This window comes from Bradyrhizobium sp. SOJA106, assembly GCF_059448745.1.
In genome coordinates, this window is sequence record NZ_CM182549.1 from 6,531,009 (window position 1) to 6,549,074 (window position 18,066).

General features: G+C 64.4%; 18 protein-coding genes. 1 reads left to right on the forward strand and 17 read right to left on the reverse strand.

The annotated features are described in order from the left end of the window. Positions 1–105 precede the first annotated feature (105 nt). From AC5V87_RS30800 to miaA, 10 genes are all read right to left on the reverse strand, one after another. A complete protein-coding gene (locus AC5V87_RS30800) occupies positions 106–1,818 on the reverse strand; it encodes a sulfatase-like hydrolase/transferase (protein ID WP_495368739.1) in 1,713 nt (570 codons plus the stop codon). A gap of 387 nt (positions 1,819–2,205) precedes the next feature. Further along, the gene (locus tag AC5V87_RS30805) at positions 2,206–2,328 is read right to left on the reverse strand and encodes a hypothetical protein (RefSeq protein ID WP_495368740.1); all 123 of its coding nucleotides are present in this window, start codon (positions 2,326–2,328) and stop codon (positions 2,206–2,208) included. A 503-nt stretch (positions 2,329–2,831) separates the two neighbouring features. Then, positions 2,832–3,851: a ketol-acid reductoisomerase gene (ilvC, locus tag AC5V87_RS30810; protein WP_495368741.1), complete on the reverse strand. Its 1,020-nt coding sequence runs from the start codon at positions 3,849–3,851 to the stop codon at positions 2,832–2,834. A gap of 133 nt (positions 3,852–3,984) precedes the next feature. Next, on the reverse strand, positions 3,985–4,587 hold the full coding sequence (locus tag AC5V87_RS30815; RefSeq protein WP_456836689.1) for a LysE family translocator: 603 nt from the start codon (positions 4,585–4,587) through the stop codon (positions 3,985–3,987). Between the two features lie 7 nt (positions 4,588–4,594). Next, positions 4,595–5,470 (reverse strand): EamA family transporter, encoded by an 876-nt coding sequence (locus AC5V87_RS30820; protein ID WP_495368742.1) that lies wholly within the window; start codon positions 5,468–5,470, stop codon positions 4,595–4,597. Positions 5,471–5,538: 68 nt separating this feature from the next. Then, the gene (locus AC5V87_RS30825) at positions 5,539–6,228 is read right to left on the reverse strand and encodes a class I SAM-dependent methyltransferase (RefSeq protein ID WP_456836687.1); all 690 of its coding nucleotides are present in this window, start codon (positions 6,226–6,228) and stop codon (positions 5,539–5,541) included. A gap of 3 nt (positions 6,229–6,231) precedes the next feature. Further along, a complete protein-coding gene (ilvN, locus tag AC5V87_RS30830; RefSeq protein ID WP_027572493.1) occupies positions 6,232–6,774 on the reverse strand; it encodes an acetolactate synthase small subunit in 543 nt (180 codons plus the stop codon). A 23-nt stretch (positions 6,775–6,797) separates the two neighbouring features. Continuing rightward, positions 6,798–7,769, reverse strand: coding sequence for a threonine dehydratase (locus AC5V87_RS30835; protein WP_495368743.1), 972 nt, complete (start codon positions 7,767–7,769; stop codon positions 6,798–6,800). Positions 7,770–7,773: 4 nt separating this feature from the next. Further along, positions 7,774–9,549 (reverse strand): acetolactate synthase 3 large subunit, encoded by a 1,776-nt coding sequence (locus tag AC5V87_RS30840; protein WP_456836685.1) that lies wholly within the window; start codon positions 9,547–9,549, stop codon positions 7,774–7,776. A gap of 491 nt (positions 9,550–10,040) precedes the next feature. After that, complete coding sequence (gene miaA, locus AC5V87_RS30845; RefSeq protein WP_495368744.1) at positions 10,041–10,982, reverse strand: tRNA (adenosine(37)-N6)-dimethylallyltransferase MiaA; 942 nt, start codon at positions 10,980–10,982, stop codon at positions 10,041–10,043. A gap of 11 nt (positions 10,983–10,993) precedes the next feature. On the opposite strand from miaA, the gene serB reads away from it, so the two are divergent. Beyond that, positions 10,994–11,902 (forward strand): phosphoserine phosphatase SerB, encoded by a 909-nt coding sequence (serB, locus tag AC5V87_RS30850; protein WP_456836683.1) that lies wholly within the window; start codon positions 10,994–10,996, stop codon positions 11,900–11,902. Positions 11,903–11,997: 95 nt separating this feature from the next. On the opposite strand, the gene AC5V87_RS30855 is transcribed toward serB, so the two are convergent. The 7 genes from AC5V87_RS30855 to AC5V87_RS30885 form a co-directional block, all read right to left on the reverse strand. Further along, on the reverse strand, positions 11,998–13,494 hold the full coding sequence (locus AC5V87_RS30855) for a Do family serine endopeptidase (protein ID WP_495368745.1): 1,497 nt from the start codon (positions 13,492–13,494) through the stop codon (positions 11,998–12,000). 157 nt (positions 13,495–13,651) lie between these two features. Then, positions 13,652–13,858, reverse strand: a complete 207-nt coding sequence (locus AC5V87_RS30860; protein ID WP_057747247.1) for a DUF2065 domain-containing protein — start codon at positions 13,856–13,858, stop codon at positions 13,652–13,654. Between the two features lie 102 nt (positions 13,859–13,960). After that, on the reverse strand, positions 13,961–14,857 hold the full coding sequence (gene hflC / locus AC5V87_RS30865) for a protease modulator HflC (protein WP_092212557.1): 897 nt from the start codon (positions 14,855–14,857) through the stop codon (positions 13,961–13,963). Beyond that, entirely contained in the window at positions 14,854–15,990 is a 1,137-nt protein-coding gene (hflK, locus tag AC5V87_RS30870) for an FtsH protease activity modulator HflK (protein WP_456836680.1), read from the reverse strand. The genes hflC and hflK overlap by 4 nt, the downstream gene beginning before the upstream one ends. 159 nt (positions 15,991–16,149) lie before the next feature. Continuing rightward, a complete protein-coding gene (locus AC5V87_RS30875; RefSeq protein ID WP_456843250.1) occupies positions 16,150–16,659 on the reverse strand; it encodes a dihydrofolate reductase in 510 nt (169 codons plus the stop codon). Beyond that, positions 16,659–17,144 (reverse strand): GNAT family N-acetyltransferase, encoded by a 486-nt coding sequence (locus AC5V87_RS30880; protein ID WP_495368746.1) that lies wholly within the window; start codon positions 17,142–17,144, stop codon positions 16,659–16,661. Before AC5V87_RS30880 ends, AC5V87_RS30875 begins: the two co-directional genes overlap by 1 nt. Positions 17,145–17,149: 5 nt before the next feature. Then, positions 17,150–17,944: a thymidylate synthase gene (locus tag AC5V87_RS30885; RefSeq protein ID WP_456836678.1), complete on the reverse strand. Its 795-nt coding sequence runs from the start codon at positions 17,942–17,944 to the stop codon at positions 17,150–17,152. Positions 17,945–18,066: the final 122 nt, after the last annotated feature.

The window sequence follows — 18,066 nt, forward strand, 5'->3', positions numbered from 1 at the left end:
TCTCGTAGGGTGGGCAAAGGCTCGTAAGCGCCGTGCCCACCACGACGGAATGGTGGGCACGCTTCGCTTTGCCCACCCTACGATTCTGCTTGCCGGTCCTCACAGCTACAGCCCCCGGATCATCCCGGCATTGATCAGCAACCGATTCAACCGCCGCGCCTCGGCGCCGTTCTTACAGCCGTAGAAGATGCCCTTGCAGCGGAGCATGATCTGCTTCTGCTCGGCGAAGGACGGATCGAGCGGGATGCCGGCGGCCTCCTGGATCACCAGGGGCAGATAGGGGCCGTCGACCGTATCCATCACAGCCTCGGTTTTGACCGGCTCGAAATTAACGGCATCGATGGCGTAATAGGTCGCGTAGAGACGCGGATCGTAAGCGTCGAGCTTCTTGCCGATCGCGCCCTCGTCGAGCCCGGGCTCGAGCAGGTTCGGCGCGAATTCCGGCTGGTGATCGCCATAGCGCACGATCAGGAACGGCTCGCTCGGAAAATTCTTCTTCAGGCCCGCGACGAACGCCTTGTATTGCTCGGCACTCATCGCCTGCCGGCGCAGATATTCGTCGATGGACGGCACGTTGCCCGGCGCATGCCAGTTCGGCAGCAGGTCCGGGCGGTAGCGCGTCTCCCAGGGGAAATGATTAGCGCCGAGATAGATGAAGGTGAAGAGCGGCTTGTTCGGCGGCTGCTGGCCCATCAGCTGCAGCGCCTTGTCATAGAAGAAGCTGTCCGGCTCGACGTCCCTGGCGCCAAGGTCTTTTGCGTCGAGGAAGCGCTCGATACCGGTCGTCAGCTGGAAGCTGCGTGCGCCCATGAAGCCGCCATTGGCGGGATAAAGCGACATCGTATCGTAGCCGCAGCGGCGCAGCGCCAGCGGCAAGCCGCGCTCGACCCGGTTCGAGGCGATGCGCGTCACGAAATAGGCGAAGCGGCCGAACGAGCGCGAGGACAGTCCGGCGAGCACGTTGTATTCGGTGAACCAGCTCGGCCCGCCATTGCTTTCGGCGAGGAACGTGCGCTGCCTGCCGTCCCAGGACTTGAAATGGCTGCCATAGCCCTGCGGCACCTTGATGCCATCAGCCGCGCGGATGTCGAAACTCGATTCATCATGGATCATGATGATGTTCGGCCGGCGACCCGCAGGATGGCAGGCATCGATCAGCGGCATGTTGAGCCGCTCATTGGTCGAGCCTGCCGACTCCATGAAACCGTACTGCGCGAAATCGGAGACTGCGGTGACGCCGGAGCGGAAAAACTTCGAGAGATAGCCGTCGTCGTAATAGCCGCGCCAAGCCTCGTCAGGATGATACAGCGAATAGCCGACGAGCGCAGCGAGACAGGCGAGCATGGACGCGAGCGCAGGCAGACGGCGGATCCGGAACGGATCGAGCCACCACAGCGCATACATCAGCGGCAGCGTGACGAGACCGGCCAGGATCACCGACCAACGCAAATTCGGGAAGATGGTGAACAGGAACGCGATGGTATCGCGGTCGATCATCATCAGGTCGATGAAGTTGACCGTCATCTGCACCACGTCGTGCTTGAGCCGCGACAGCAGCACCAGCACGACGACCATGGTGAGCGACAGCGCGCCCGACAGCGCCGGCCGCCGCAGCAGCGTGATCCAGGAGAAGTTGAGGACGCCCCAGGCCAGCGCGAAGGAGAGACGTGAGCCGAAATCGGTCTCGGTTTCGTACATGAGCGCCAGCGCGGCGAGATGCGGCACCGCAACCGCGAGCAGCCGCCAGATGCCGAGCGCGGCGACGCTCGCCAGGACGGAGGTGGAGGCAGAGGGACCTGGATTGGGCGCGGACGCCATCGACGACACGCAAATTCTGATCCGGCGCGGGTGATGCCAAGCCGTCGAGCCGCCCCCGGGACGGCTACGGCGTCCGGCGCAGCCGGAAGCCTGCACCGTGTCATAAAATTGTAACGGAACCGTCACGAGGAGGCAACGCGATCTGGCGTCCGACCTTCGCTTAATGTCAGCGGGCGACGAACGGCCGCACGGGTTGGCGCGTGGCCCAGCGCGATCCCCTCACCTCTGAGGTGCCCACGAAGCGGGCGGCTCGAAGGGGGGAGGCCCGGACGTGCATGTTCGAGACGGCGGCACCCGACTCTTCACCGTGAGGGTCGAGGGAGTGAGTTCGGCTTCGCGATCCCCGCGATGAACAGATTGAGCCCCCCTTCCGCCATGCGATCGACCTCACGGTTCATCCGGGCGCGGCAAGGGCCCGAGCCGCTTGGCACTGATGCGATCGAGCATCCGTTTCGGCAGCACGGCGCCGATCGGATGGCGCAGCGGGTCCGGCGTGATCTGGTAGCGCACCTTGGGGCTTGCCGCGGTGAGCCTCGAACACGTCCCGCAGCGACGGCGCTTTCGGTGCAAGCGAGGGGCGGCAAGAAAGCACGGCGAATGCGGGATCTTAGGATGAAGCGGAACGCGAACCGCGCATAGCGAGATGCAGCGCGCGATGAGACGGCGGATGAAGAGCCGAATCTTTGACTCTGAAGACGCTGACGTTTTGACGTTGAGCTGAGTGCGGAAAAGGTGAGAAACGACGCGAGATCAAGAATGTGGTTTAAGCGTCAGTTCTTGCTGCTCAGAGAGCAATTCAGCTCGCGAAGAATTTGAATGAAGCAGCAATGCTTCGCGCGAGTGGATGTCCGTCACTACACGCAAATATCTATGCCCGGGGGCTTAATTTTTGGTGTTCGGCTTCCCAGACCAATCCTTTGCAGGAGCGGTCTAGGAAGCGTCCCAAAATTCGAACCGGCTCCCGACGGATCGGCAGCCAGCCATCCGATGCAGATGCTGCGCTATGGTCGAGGTCAGTTCTTCGACTTGTCGACCAGCGCGCCCTTCTTGATCCAGGGCATCATGTCACGCAGCTTGGCGCCGACTTCCTCGATCGGGTGCGCGGCGAGCTTGGCGCGGGTGGCTTTGAACGAGGTCTGGTTGACCTTGTTCTCGAGCATCCAGTCGCGGGCGAACTTGCCCCCCTGGATGTCAGCCAGAACCTTGCGCATCTCCTTCTTGGTCTCGTCGGTGATGATGCGCGGGCCGGTGACATACTCGCCGTACTCGGCGGTGTTGGAGATCGAGTAGTTCATGTTCGCGATGCCGCCTTCATAGATCAGGTCGACGATCAGCTTCACTTCGTGCAGGCACTCGAAATAGGCCATCTCCGGGGCGTAGCCCGCTTCGACCAAGGTCTCGTAGCCACCCTTGATCAGCTCGACCAGGCCGCCGCACAGAACCACCTGCTCGCCGAACAGGTCGGTCTCGCACTCTTCCTTGAAGGTGGTCTCGATGATGCCGGCGCGGCCGCCGCCGATGGCCGAGGCGTAGGACAGGCCGAGGTCATGGGCGTTGCCCGAGACGTCCTTGGCGATCGCGATCAGGCAGGGAACGCCGCCGCCGCGCTGATATTCCGAGCGCACGGTGTGACCAGGGCCCTTCGGCGCAATCATCAGCACGTCGAGGTCAGCGCGCGGGTCGAGCAGGTTGAAGTGGACGTTGAGGCCGTGCGCGAACACCAGGGCGGCGCCCTTCTTCATGTTGTCGTGCAGGTGCTCGCGATAGATGTCGCCCTGGAGCTCGTCCGGGGTCAGCATCATGACGAGGTCGGCCCATTTGGCGGCTTCGGCGACTTCCATCACCTTGAAGCCGGCATTCTCCGCCTTCTTGCGCGAGGCCGAACCCGCGCGCAGCGCAATCGCCACTTCCTTGACACCGGAATCCTTCAGGTTGAGCGCATGGGCGTGGCCCTGGCTGCCATAGCCGACGATGGCGACCTTCTTGCCCTTGATCAGGTTCAGGTCGGCGTCGCGATCGTAATAAACACGCATAGTCGTTTCCTCGTTGCGGGCCGAAAATCGGCCGTTGGTCAGTGTCCGAAGGGTGAAATTTGCGGATTTCGGGGGCTGTCTAGAGCATTTCGGCCCCTTAGGGAAACCCGTTTCTGCATGGAAATCCGCGACATCATGCATCCATGAAAACGGGGTAGAGCGAGGCGAGCAGCAGGATCGCCATCAGGACGTTGAAGGCGCGGACCAGCCGCTCGGAGGTCAGGACGGGCCGCAAGGCAGTGCCGAACAAGGCCCAGACCACGGTGGAGACCGTGCCGATCAGCAGGCTGATCAGGGTCTGGATCGCGATGTTCAGGGGGAATTGGGCGATCGCGGCATAAGCGGTGATGGTGCCGATCACGATCACCCAGCCCTTGGCGTTGATCCACTGGAACATGGCCGCGCCCCAGAAGGTCATCGGCCCGCGGCCGTCCGCCTCGCCCGGCTTGGCAGGACCCGACATTGCGATCACCACGGCGAGGTAGATCAGGTAGGCGGCGCCAGCATATTTCAGGATGGTCTGGAGGATCGGATAGGCCAGGAAGACGGTGCCGAGCCCAAGCCCGACGGTGGCGACCATGAAAGCAAAGCCGAGGACGATGCCGACGATGTGCGGGATGGTGCGGCGGAAGCCGTAGGTGAGTCCGGAGGACAGCAGCATGATGTTGTTCGGCCCGGGCGTGAAGTACATCACGACCATGAAGGCGAGGAAGGCGTAGAACAGCGAGTAGGCCATAGGCACCTCAGGCAGTCTTCGGCAGCGCCCGGGGACGCTGCGCCAGCACCATCACCGCGATGCCGGCGATCACGGTCACCATGCCGGCCAGGCGCAGAGGCCCGAACCGCTCGCCGAATACGATGCTGGAGGCGGCCGAGCCGACGAACGGCACGAGCAATGCGAACGGCACCACCTGGGCGGCCGGATAGTCGCGCAAGAGGCGGCCCCACAGCCAATAGGCGATGCTGGTGGAGATGCCGCCCAGCGCCAGCATGCAGAGAGCCGATGTCAGCGACATCTGCGTCAGCGAGGTCCAGGTCGGCGCCGGCCCGTTGGCGATCAGCGCCAGCACGAATAGCGGCACGGCCGAGGCAAGGCACAGCCAGGCGAACAGGTCGAACATCGGCACTCCGCGGGCACCGCGCAGCAGCAGATTGCCGACGGCAAAGCTGACCGGCGAGATCATCAGCACAGCAAAGGCGGTGACGCTGAAATCATAACCGACGGTGCCGCAGATCATCAGGAGGCCAGCGGCGGCGATGACGATGCCGAGCGCCTGCACCGGTGTCGGGCGCTCGCCGAACGCGATCGTGGCAAAGCCGATGGTGAACAGCGCCTGGCTTTGCACGACAACGCTGGTCAGCCCGACCGGCACGCCGTGGGCGATGCCATAGGCCTGCGATAGAAACTGGCCGAGAAACAGCGTGAAGCTGATCGCGATCAACAGGGTCCACGCAATCTTGGGCTTGCGGATGAACAGGCACGGCACCGCGGCGATGGTGAAACGCATCGCCGTCATCAGCTCCGGCGGTAACTCCTCGAGCGCGATCCGGCTCGCCACGAAGGCAAGCCCCCAGATGATCGCCACCATGACGGCGATGAGGATGTCGGCCGGCTTCATTGTTGTTTCCGGTTCTGCCCTGTCGTGCAGCCCTGTTGTTATTCTGGACTAGCCTTGCTCGCCGGCCGTTACGTGGAAGAATTGGGTTTCCGCAGCAGATAAGTGCCATGCATCGGCGCGTGGTAATCGGCCGAGACCAGCGTAAAGCCGACATCGGTCAGCATCCGCTCCATGACCCAGCCGAAAGTGGAATATTCGTCCCGCATATGCGTCACCACGCCCTCGCGGGAAAAATCGTGGTTCTTGATGTGGAAGTCCGCCCATTGCTCGATGTCGCGCTCGATCGCATCGGGCATCGAGGCGTAGACGATGTCGCGCAAATAGAAGCTGCCACCAGGCTTGAGCGCACGATAGATCCGCGACATCGCCACCACCTTCCAAAAATCCGGAAGATGGTGCAGCGTGAACTCGCTGACGATCAGGTCATAGGATTCCGGCCGGTAGGCGAAGCTGAGCAGGCCGGCCGACTGGGTGCGCACGGGCGCCTTGCGGTCGCGGGCGTAGATTTCGGCGAGCGCCAGCATCGCCGGCGAGATGTCGATGGCGTCGACCTCCGCGCCCATCAGCGCGGCTTCGGTGGCAAGCACGCCGTTGCCGCAGCCGATATCGGCGATGCGCCAGCCGCGCTGCACTCCGAGCATTTTCAGCGCGGCGCGCGCCCGCAGGTCGGCATCGTCATCGTTGTCGTAGATCGAGGCCACAGCGGGCTCGATCCCCATCCGGTTCCGCTCGTTATAGTACCAGTCGCGCGCCAGCATGGTTCACATCCCTTCAGGCCCGCGACCGATCGCGGCAACGCCGGTGCGCGACACCTCGACAAGGCCGAGCGGGCGCATCAGGTCGATAAACTGGTTGATCTTGTCCGTGTTGCCTGTGATCTCGAACACGAAGCTCTCGGTCGTGGCGTCGATCACCCGGGCGCGGAACGCATCCGCCAGCCGCAGCGCCTCGACGCGATGCTCGCCCTGGCCGCGCACCTTGACCATCGCCAGCTCGCGCTCGATCGAGCGCTTGGTCTGGGTCATGTCGACGACGCGGTAGACCGGGATCATGCGGTCGAGCTGGTGCTTGATCTGCTCGATCACCATCGGCGTTCCCGTCGTGACGATGGTGATGCGCGACAGATGCTTCTGGGCCTCGGTCTCCGAGACGGTGAGGCTCTCGATGTTGTAGCCGCGGCCCGAGAACAGGCCGATCACGCGCGCGAGCACGCCGGGCTCGTTCTGCACGAGCACCGCGAGCGTGTGCGTCTCGTTGGGATCGTGACGGTCCTCGATGAAGTAGGCGGATGCAGGCTGGTTCATTGTCGTCCCCTCTTGTCTCTCCGTCACGCCATCGCCGGCGCGGCCGCCCCGACCCAACGGCGGAACAGATCGAAATCGATATTGCCGCCAGACAGCACGAGACCAACGCGCTTGCCCTTCAGCTTGCTTTTTTCTTGCAGTGCCGCAGCGAGCGCGGCAGCGCCGGCGCCTTCGGCGAGATTATGGGTGTCGGTCCAGTAGGCGCGAATTGCGGCGGCAACCTCGCCGTCGGTGACCTGCACGATGCGTGAGGCGCCCTTACGGATCAGCGCCAGCGCATCCCCATCAGGGATACGCGTCGCCATGCCGTCGGCGAGCGTATTGGCAGTCTCGGTCGTCACCACCTTGCCGGCCGCGAACGACAGCGCATAGGACGGCGCCTCGGTCGACTGCACGCCGACGATCTCGGTCTTCAGACCCAGAAGATCGCGGGCCATGATGCAGCCGCAGATGCCGGAGCCCTGCCCGATCGGCACATAAAGGATGTCGAGATCGGGCGCCGAGCGGAACAGTTCGAGCGCATAGGTCGCGACGCCCAGCACGAGGTCCGGGTGGAACGACGGCACCATGTGGAGCCCTGCGAACTGCGCGCGGCGCTCGGCCTCCTCGCGGGCGGCCTGGAAATCCTCGCCATGTTCGACCAGTTCGGCGCCGAACGCCTTCATCGCGCGGTTCTTCTCGACCGAATTGCCCCGCGGCACGTAGATCACCGCGGGCACGCCGTGGCGGCTCGCCGCGAATGCGAGGCTCTGGCCGTGATTGCCGCGCGTCGCCGAGATGATGCCTGGCGTATTCGGCCACTCGCGCTTCAGGCGGTCGAGATAGACCAGCCCGCCCCGCACCTTGAAGGCGCCGATCGGCGTATGGTTCTCGTGCTTGACCACGACCTCGGTGCCGAGGCGCTCAGCGAGCAGCGGCCAGCCGCGCGCCGGCGTTGCCGGCACCGCCTGCCCCACGATCGCATGTGCGCGCTCGAGCTCCCTCAGGTCGAACATCGCCTCACACCAGCGCCTTGCCGGCGGCGAAAGCCTTGGCCGTCGCCTCGTCGTTGGCCTGCTCCGGCAACAGCATCTCGTTGTGCGCCTTGCCTGAGGGGATCATCGGGAAGCAGTTTTCGAGCGCGGCGACACGGCAGTCGAACAGCACCGGGCGCTTGACCGAGATCATCTCCTTGATGGCCCCGTCGAGATCAGAAGGCTTGTGCACCTGCAGGCCGACAGCGCCATAGGCCTCCGCGAGCTTGACGAAATCCGGCAGCGCCTCCGAGTAGGAATGCGACAGCCGGTTGCCGTGCAGCAGCTGCTGCCACTGCCGCACCATGCCCATGTACTGGTTGTTGAGGATGAAGATCTTGATCGGCAGCTCGTACTGAACCGCCGTCGACATCTCCTGCATCGTCATCTGCACCGAGGCATCGCCCGCGATGTCGATGACAAGGCTGTCGGGGTGGGCAACCTGCACGCCGACCGCGGCCGGCAGGCCGTATCCCATGGTTCCGAGGCCGCCCGACGTCATCCAGCGATGCGGCTCCTCGAAGCCGTAGAACTGGGCCGCCCACATCTGGTGCTGGCCGACCTCGGTCGTGATGTAGGTGTCCTTGCCACGCGTTGCCTCGAACAGGCTCTGGATCGCGTGCTGCGGCAGGATGACGTCGCTGCTCTTCTTGTAGTAGAGCGAGTTGCGAGCGCGCCACAACGCGATCTGCTGCCACCACGACTTGATGTCCGGCTTCTTCGCCTCCGCCTTGAACACCTGGATGATGTCGCCGAGGACGTTGCCGCAGTCGCCGATGATCGGCACGTCCACACGGATGTTCTTGTTGATCGAGGACGGATCGATATCGATGTGGATCTTCTTCGAGCCGGGCGAGAACGCATCGACGCGGCCGGTGATGCGGTCGTCGAAGCGCGCGCCGACGCACAGCATGACGTCGCAATCATGCATCGTCATGTTGGCCTCGTAGGTGCCGTGCATGCCGAGCATGCCGAGCCAGTTCTTGCCCGAGGCCGGGTAGGCGCCGAGGCCCATCAGCGTGGACGTGATCGGGAAGCCGGTGACCTCGACCAGCTCGCGCAGGAGCTTGGTGGCCTCCGGGCCGGAATTGATGACGCCACCGCCGCTGTAGATCACGGGACGCTTGGCATTGGCGAGCAGAGACACGGCTTTCCGGATCTGCGTCGCATCGCCCTTCACGCGCGGGGCGTAGGAGCGGTGCACGTCGGATTTGCGCGGCGGATGATAGGTGCCGGTCGCGAACTGCACGTCTTTGGGCACGTCGACCAGCACCGGGCCGGGACGGCCCGAGGTCGCGACGTAAAAGGCTTCGTGCAGGACTTTGGCCAGATCATTGACGTCGCGCACCAGCCAATTGTGCTTGGTGCAGGGCCGCGTGATGCCGACCGTGTCGCATTCCTGGAACGCGTCATTGCCGATCAGATGCGTCGGCACCTGGCCGGAGATGCAGACCAGCGGGATCGAGTCCATCAGCGCATCGGTCAGCGGCGTCACCATGTTGGTGGCGCCGGGACCGGAGGTCACCAGCGCAACGCCCGGCTTGCCGGTCGAGCGCGCATAGCCCTCGGCGGCGTGGCCTGCGCCCTGCTCGTGGCGGACCAGGATGTGCTGGACCTCGCTCTGCTGGAAGATCTCGTCATAGATCGGAAGCACCGCGCCGCCGGGATAGCCGAAAATGTCGGTCACGCCGTGATCGATGAGCGCGCGGACGATCATCGCGGCGCCGGTCATCTGGTTCGGATCGTGGCTCTTGTCGCTCATTGGCTTGCTCCGGATGCGCTGTTGCCAGCGGCTTTCGTTCTGGGTTCGGGAAATAAAAAAGGCCCCGAAGAGGGCCCACGCACACCGCCTGTTTTGTGGATGGCAGCTAGCCACCCCCGGCGGTGTGCCTGGGTACGACGGCGATAAGGATTTTGGTAATAATGTTACGCATGGCGGGCGCTCGGCTTCCCAAAGGTTGCGCGAAACATAACGGCGAAAGCCCGGATGTCAAGGCAAAGCGGCCGTTCCCGCGCGATTTTGGCAGTGTAGCGGTGTTCCCGCACTTCGGCGAGAGGTAAATGCGGGAACCCGAGTACAAAAGCGCGTCAACCCGTCATTCCGGGGCGATGCGCAGCACTGAGCCCGGAATCCCTAGCCCACAACCGCTGCTGGGGTCCGCGGTGGCCAAAAGCCGTCGCCCCACGAGTGCTCGAGTGTATGGGTTCGAACTCGCGCTGCGCGCATTTCGGAGCGACGACTGAGCGAGGCTCCTATTCCTCGTCCCGCGCCGCGTTCACGGCCGCCGCCAGCCATCCCCTTGCCTCCTCCAGCTTCACCCATTCGAATTCGGGCAGTTGGTGGCGGAACCAGGTGAATTGCCGCTTGGCGTAGTGGCGGGTGTCGGCACGGCCGATCGTGGCGGCCGCCTCCAGGCTGAGTTCGCCGCGCAGATGCTGGATTAGCGCCGGCACGCCATGGGCCTTCATCGCCGGCAGCAGCGGATCGAGCTGGCGGGCGGCCAGCCGCTCGACCTCCTTCAGCGCGCCGGCAGCCAACATCGCGTCGAAGCGGGCATCGATGCGGGCATAGAGCTCGTCGCGTTCGGGGGCGAGGAACACCGCGCGAAAACTATCTTTCGGCAGCAGCGGCGGCTGGCCCTCATGGTGCCAGTCCAGCAGCGAACGGCCGGTCGCCTCGATCACTTCGAGCGCGCGCGCGATCCGGGTTCGATCGCGCAGATTCAGTCGTTCGGCCGAGCGCGGATCGCGGCGTGCGAGTTCCGCATGCAGCGCCTCGACGCCGTTCTGCTCCAGCCGCGCCCGCACGTCCTCGCGCACCTGCGGAGGAATCGGAGGCACCACGGAGAGGCCTGCCGTCAGCGCCTTGAAATAGAGCCCGGTACCGCCGACGAAGATCGGCAGGCGGCCCTCGGCTTGCGCCTCTTCGAGCGCGTTCGCTGCATCGCTCACCCAGGCGCCGGCCGAGAAATTCACGGCCGCATCGACATGACCGTAGAGCCGGTGCGGTGCGCGCGCTTCCTCGGCATGCGTGGGGCGGGCCGTGATGATGCGGAGATCGCGGTAGACCTGCATGGAATCGGCATTGATGACGATTCCACCCGCGCTGAGGGCAAGCTCCAGCGCCAGCGCCGACTTGCCGCTGGCGGTCGGGCCTGCGATAAGCACGGCCTTGCTCGTACGCCCCTCGCTCACGAAAACCTCAAATGTCCCTCGTCGCCACGCTGATCTGCAACCCCGATAATCCCGCGCTCGACTCCACCATCGTCGACGGCGCCCGCGCCGTGCTGCCGAAGGCGCAACCGGCGCACTGGCTGTTCGACGGGGTTGCGGCCGATATCCCTTTCGGCGGCGCGCAGGATAACCTCGAAGGCGACCGGCACGCCATCGCGCAGCGCTTGCGCGAGCTGCGCGGCGACCTGCCGATCGACATCGTGGTGCAGCCTGTCGGCTTCCGGCGCAAGAAGCTTTTTCTCGCTGACATGGATTCCACCATGATCGGCCAGGAATGCATCGACGAGCTCGCTGATCTCGTCGGGATGAAGGCCCATGTCGCCGCCATCACCGAACGCGCGATGCGCGGCGAGATCGAGTTCGAGCCTGCCCTGCGCGAACGCGTCGCGCTGCTCAAGGACCTTCCCGCCAGCGTGGTCGACGAGGTCATCGAGAAGCGCATCACGCTGACCCCAGGCGGCCGTGAGCTGGTCGCGACCATGCGCAAGCACGGCGCCTACACCTGCCTCGTCTCCGGCGGCTTCACCCTGTTCACCAGCGCAGTCGCCGCCAAGCTCGGCTTCCAGGAGAACCGCGCCAACGAGCTCGTCGTGCGCGATGGCAAATTCACTGGCGAGGTCAAGGAGCCGATCCTGGGCCGCGCGGCGAAGCTGGCGACGCTGGTGGATCTGATGGAGTCGTTCGATCTCGACGACATCGATTCCGTCGTGGTCGGCGACGGCGCCAATGACCTCGCGATGATCCAGGCGGCGGGCCTGGGCGTTGCGTACCACGCGAAGCCTGCGGTCGCTTCGGCTGCAGCGGCGCGGATCGATTACGGCGATCTGACCGCGTTGCTTTATGCGCAGGGGTATCGGCGCGAGGAGTTTGTGGAGACCTGACACAACTGTCGTTCCGGGATGGTGCGAAGCACCGAACCAGGAACCTAGACATTCCGGGTTCGGTGCTTCGCACCGCCCCGGAATGACAAATGACGTTACTGCACGCTCAGCGCGACGAACCGCAATTCACCGTCGCCGTTCGAGACCAGCAGCAGCACCGATTTCTTGCCGTCCTTCTTGAGCTGGTCGACGCGCTTCTGGATGTCGGCGCCGCTGGAGACGGCCTCCTGCGCGACTTCGACGATGACGTCGCCGGCGGAGAGGCGCTTCTCGGCCGCATCCGAATTGGCGTCGACATTTGTGACGACCACGCCCTTGACGCTGTCCTTGATCTTGTAGCGCGAGCGCAGGTCCTTGCTGAGCGCGGCGAGATCGAGGCCGAGCGCCTTCTGCGTCACCAGCTTCTCGGGCGGGGGCTCGTCGGTCTTCACCGCGGCCTGCACCTTGTCGGCATCCTGGAGACGGCCGAGCGTGACCTTCTTGATCTGCTCCTCGCCCTTGCGGATGATGACGACGTCGACCTCCTTGCCGACCGCTGTGTCGGCGACGACGCGCGAGAGGTCCTTGGGGTCCTTGACGTCCTTGCCGTCGAACTTGACCACGACGTCGCCGGGCTCGATGCCGGCGGGCTTGGCGGGGCCCTTGTCGTCGATGCCCGCAACCAGCGCGCCGCGCGCCGGCTTGATGTTGAGGCTCTCGGCAATCTCGTCGGTAACGCTCTGGATGCGCACCCCGAGCCAGCCGCGGCGGAGTTCGCCGAACTGGCGCAGCTGGTCGACGACGCCGGCGACCGTCTTCGATGGCACTGCGAAGCCGATGCCGATCGAGCCGCCGGACGGCGAGATGATCAGGGTGTTGACGCCGATGACGTCGCCTTCGAGGTTAAACAGCGGGCCGCCGGAATTACCGCGGTTGATGGCGGCGTCGGTCTGGATGTAGCTGTCGTAGGGACCCGAGGAGATGTCGCGATTCTTGGCCGAGACGATGCCGGCGGTCACCGTGCCGCCCAGGCTAAACGGATTGCCGATCGCGACCACCCAGTCGCCGAGGCGCAGCTTGTCGCTGTCGCCAAACTTCACCGCGACCAACGGCTTCGGCGGCTTGAACTTGAGCACAGCAAGGTCGGTCTTCTTGTCGACGCCGACCAGCTCCGCCTTGATCTTGGTGCCGTCGTTGAGGATGACGTTGATCTCGTCGGCATCCGCAATGACGTGGTTGTTGGTGACGACGACGCCCGCCGTGTCGACGATGAAGCCGCTTCCGAGCGAGTTGGTCTTGCGCGGCGGCCCGTTGCCGTTATCGCCGCCCTTGCTGCCGCCACCAGGACCCTTGCGGTTCTTGAAGAAGTCGTCGAAGAACTCCTCGAAAGGCGAGCCGGGTGGCAGTTGCGGCATGCTGTTGGCGCCGCCCTTGGCCTCGACGGTCTGCGAGGTCGAGATGTTGACGACCGCGTCGATCACCTTCTCGGCGACGTCGGCAATGCCCTCCGGTCCGCGCGCGTAAGCCGGCGTGCCGAACGCGCTGAATGCACTGACGGCGAGCGCGGCCAGCCCTAAGCGCAAGCGGGTCGGGGCAATGGTGGCAGCGGTCATTAGTTTCTCCAGAGAAAAGGATTCGGCGCCAAGGATTCGGCTCCAAGACTGCGCTCGAACGGGGGGACGGCGCAAGCGCGGAGCTTAACGGGCCCCAGGACCGGGATGATACGGCGAAAACCGATCCTTCGCCTTCACTTTGGCGTTGTCGTGACGCTTAAATCGGGCGGCGCATAACCCAGATCAGGATCAGACCGGCCACAGCCGAGCCGATCCCGACTGCCCGCAGGATGTTGTCCGGCGTGGCGATGGCGCTTTTCATGGCCTTGCGCATCCAGTTCGGACTTGCCGCGAACATCAAGCCTTCCAGCACGAACAGGATGCCTAAGCCGATGAGGAAGTCGGCGAACGCAATGGACCTCATCGGATTGGAACCTCCCGTTATGCTGTTCTTGTCTGGACGAAGGGCGGCAGAGGCGCCGCCTTTCGTCGAGTAGGAGCCCGTCTAGGTCAGGGCTTGTCTAACTCAAGGCTTGGCCGGCGTCTCGGTCGCCGTCTTGCCGGACGGGCTACCGAAATACCGGAAGAAATCCGAGCCCGGCCGCAGCAGGAAGCGGGTGTCGCTCGCCTTCAGTCCGTTCTCGTACGCCGTCATCGACCGGTAGAAGGCGAAGAAATCGGCATCCTTGCTGTAGGCCTCGGCGAACAGGCGGTTGCGCTCGGCATCGCCGGCGCCGCGGGTCTGCTCGGCCTGCGAATTGGCTTCCGCGACAATGACGGTCGCCTCGCGATCGGCCTTGGACTTGATCTCCTGTGCCTTCTGGCCGCCCTGGGCGCGGAACTCGGCGGCTTCGCGCTCGCGCTCGGTCTTCATGCGCAGATAGACCGCCTGGCTGTTCTGCTCCGGCAGGTCGGCGCGGCGGATCCGGACGTCAACCACCTGGATGCCGTAGCCGTCGGCCTCGCGATCGAGCTGGTCGCGGATGCGCAGCATCAGCTTCTCGCGGTCGTCGCGCACCACGTTGATGAAGGTGACCTCGCCGAGCACGCGACGCAGCGCCGCGTTGAGCAGCGTGGTGAGCTGGATGTTGGCGGCCTGGATCGAGCCGACGCTCTGATAGAAGCGCAGCGCGTCCTTGATACGGTAGCGCGCGAAGGCGTCGACCACGAGCCGCTTCTGGTCGGACGCGATCGCTTCCTGCGACGGGTTCTCGAGGTCGAGAATCCGCTTGTCGATGTTGATTACCGAATTCCACGGCGCCTTGAAGTGCAGGCCGGGCGCGGTGACGACGTCAACCGGCCGGCCGAACTGCAGCACGATGGTCTGCTCGGTCTGCTGCACGGTGAACAGCGACATGTAGCCGACGATCACGACGAGCAGGAGTGCGAGCAGCGTGACGATACCTGTGACCGGAGACCTCATCGGTTGCCTCCGCCCGATTGCTGGCCGCTGGTGGGCGGCCGCTTGGTCGCCAATTCGTTGAGCGGCAGATAGGGCACGACGCCCTGGCCCGAGGGACCCCCGTCATAGACGAGCTTGTCCGCGCCGCCGAGCACCCGCTCCATGGTCTCCAGATAGATCCGTTCACGCGTCACGTCGGGCGCCTTCTTGTATTCCTCGTAAACCTTGAGGAAGCGCGCGCTCTGGCCCTTGGCCTCGGCGATCGCCTGCTCCCTGTAGCCTTCGGCGGCCTGGAGGATCTGCGCCGCGCGTCCGCGCGCCTGCGGCACCACCTGGTTGGCGTAGGTCTGGGCTTCGTTCTGCAACTGCTCGAGATTGGCGCGCGCCGCCTGCACGTCGCGGAAGGCAGCGATCACCTCGCCCGGCGGGTCGACCTTCTGCATCTGCACCTGCGTGATCAGAATGCCGGAGCCGTAGCCGTCCAGGGTCCTCTGGATCAGTTCCTGCACGCCCTGCTCCGTGACGTTGCGCGCGCCGGTCAGGATCGGCTGGATCTGCGATCGGCCGATGACCTCGCGCATCGCGCTCTCGGCGACCGCCTTCACAGTGCCTTCGGGGTTCTGGATGTTGAAGAGGAAGTCACCGACGCCGTCCGGCTTGATGCGCCAGAGCACCGTGAAGTCGACGTCGACGATGTTCTCGTCGCCGGTCAGCATCAGGCTCTCTTCCGGCACGTCACGAATGGAGCGGCCTCGCCGCGCCGGATCGTCGATCAGCGTCATGCCGATCGATATGGTGTTGACGCGCAGCGCCTTCGGCAGCAGCACGGTCTCGATGGGATAGGGCAGATGATAGTTCAGGCCCGGCTGCACGGTGCGAACGTGCTTGCCGAAGCGCAGTACGACGCCGAGCTCTTCGGACTGCACGCGGAAGAAGCCCGACAGCAGCCAGAACGCAATGATGATCAGGATGATCAGCGTGATGCCGATGCCGGAGAAATAGCCGCCCGGCATGATCTGCTGGAGACGGTCCTGGCCGCGGCGCAGAAGGTCTTCCAGATCCGGCGGCCTCGGACCGACCGGTTGCGGGCCCGTGCCCCATGGTCCTTTCGGACCCGAGCCCCAAGGGCCACCGCCCTGATTCTTCCACGGCATTCGACGTTCTCCTCGGCAGACCGGGACTAGAACTAACCCGGCCCGCATTGTCCGGTCCGGCTTTATAGGGGACCGGCAGGTCCCTTACAACGCAGCCCTCGCCGTCTTCCGAGCTATGCTCGGGCACGAAAAAGTCAATGTAAACATTGGCGAAAGCGGTTAATGGGACGACCGCCGACGATATGTCACATAGGAGTAGTCGGCGCTGTCGTCGGGCCCGGCCGGATGGCGGACACGCGCCATCTCCTCCCAGTCTGCCTTGTCGATGTCGAAATGGGTGTCGCCGTCGGGGCGCGCATGCAGTTCGGTGATTTCGAGGCGATCGGCGCGATCGAGCCATTGCCGATAGATCTCGGCGCCACCGATCACCGCAATCTCGGCGACCGAACGCCGCAGGGCGTCGCCGCGCGCAACGTCGCCCGCATGCGCGGCCGATGTCGTGACGATGGCACCTGCGGCGCGGTAATCCGGATCGCGCGTGATGACGATGTTGGTGCGCCCCGGCAGCGGCCTGCGCAGCGACTCGAACGTCTTGCGGCCCATGATCACGGGCTTGCCGATGGTGAGCGCCTTGAAGCGCGCCATGTCGGATTTCAATCGCCACGGGATCGCGTTGCCGGCGCCGATGACGCCGTTCTCCGCAATCGCGACGACGAAGACGATCTCCATCATGCCGCGCTCCCGGCAAGCCGCCTCAAGGCAGGACCAGAGACGCGGCACAGCGTCCAGTCATCCATCATGACGGCACCGAGCGATTTGTAGAACGCGATCGACGGCGCATTCCAGTCGAGCACCGCCCATTGCAGGCGCGACCAGCCATTGTCGAGGCATTCCCTGGCGAGATAGACCAGCAGCGCCTTTCCGAGGCCCCTGCCCCGATGTGATGGCCGCACATAGAGATCTTCGAGATAGATGCCGTGCCGGCCGCTGAAGGTGGAGAAGTTCGCAAACCACACCGCGAAACCGACGGCCTCACCGTCCCATTCGGCGATCGCGCAGTAAAGCCGCGGATTGCTGCCGAACAGCGCGTCCGCGATCATCGCCTCAGTCGCCTCGACCTCGTGCGAAAGCTTTTCGTACTCGGCAAGTTCGCGAATGAAGGCAAGAACGAGCCCGGCTTCGTCCGGGCGGGCGCGGCGGATGTTGAGAGACATCCGCGTCAGACCGCGACTTCCGCCTTGATGTGCGGATGCGGGTCATAGCCGACGAGCTCGAAGTCCTCGTAGCGGAAGGAGAAGATGTCCTTCACGTCGGGATTGATGCGCATCACCGGCAACGGACGTGGCGTCCGCGTCAGTTGCAGTCGTGCCTGCTCCAAATGGTTGGAATAGAGGTGGGTGTCGCCGAGCGAGTGCACGAAGTCGCCGGGCTTCAGGCCCGTGACCTGCGCCACCATCATGGTGAGCAGCGCGTAGGAGGCGATGTTGAAGGGCACGCCGAGGAAGACGTCGGCCGAGCGCTGATAGAGCTGACACGACAACTTGCCGTTCGCGACATAGAACTGGAACAGCAGATGGCAGGGCGGCAGCGCCATCTTCTCGACGTCCGCCGGATTCCAGGCGGTGACGATCAGCCGGCGGGAATCCGGCGTGCGCTTGATCATGTCGACAACGTTGGCGATCTGGTCGATGCTGCGCCCGTCGGCGGTGGGCCAGGAGCGCCATTGATGACCGTAGACCGGTCCGAGGTCGCCATTGGCATCGGCCCATTCGTCCCAGATGGTGACGCCATTGTCCTTGAGATATTTGATGTTGGTGTCGCCCTTCAGAAACCACAGCAGCTCATGCACGATCGCCTTCAGCGGCAGCCGCTTGGTGGTCAGCATCGGGAAGCCGGCCGACAGATTGAAGCGCATCTGATGGCCGAACACCGACAGCGTGCCGGTGCCGGTCCGGTCGGTCTTCTCGGCGCCGTCTGAAAGAATTCGCTCGAGCAGGTCCTGATATTGGTGCATGTGCGATAGAGCCTTTGGGGAGGCGGCGAACTTAACGGCGCGCTCCACGCTGCGACAGCGGCGATTCGCTGCTCCCACAGATTATACCCGGAAAAGGTGAGCGTTCCCGCGGCAAACGACAA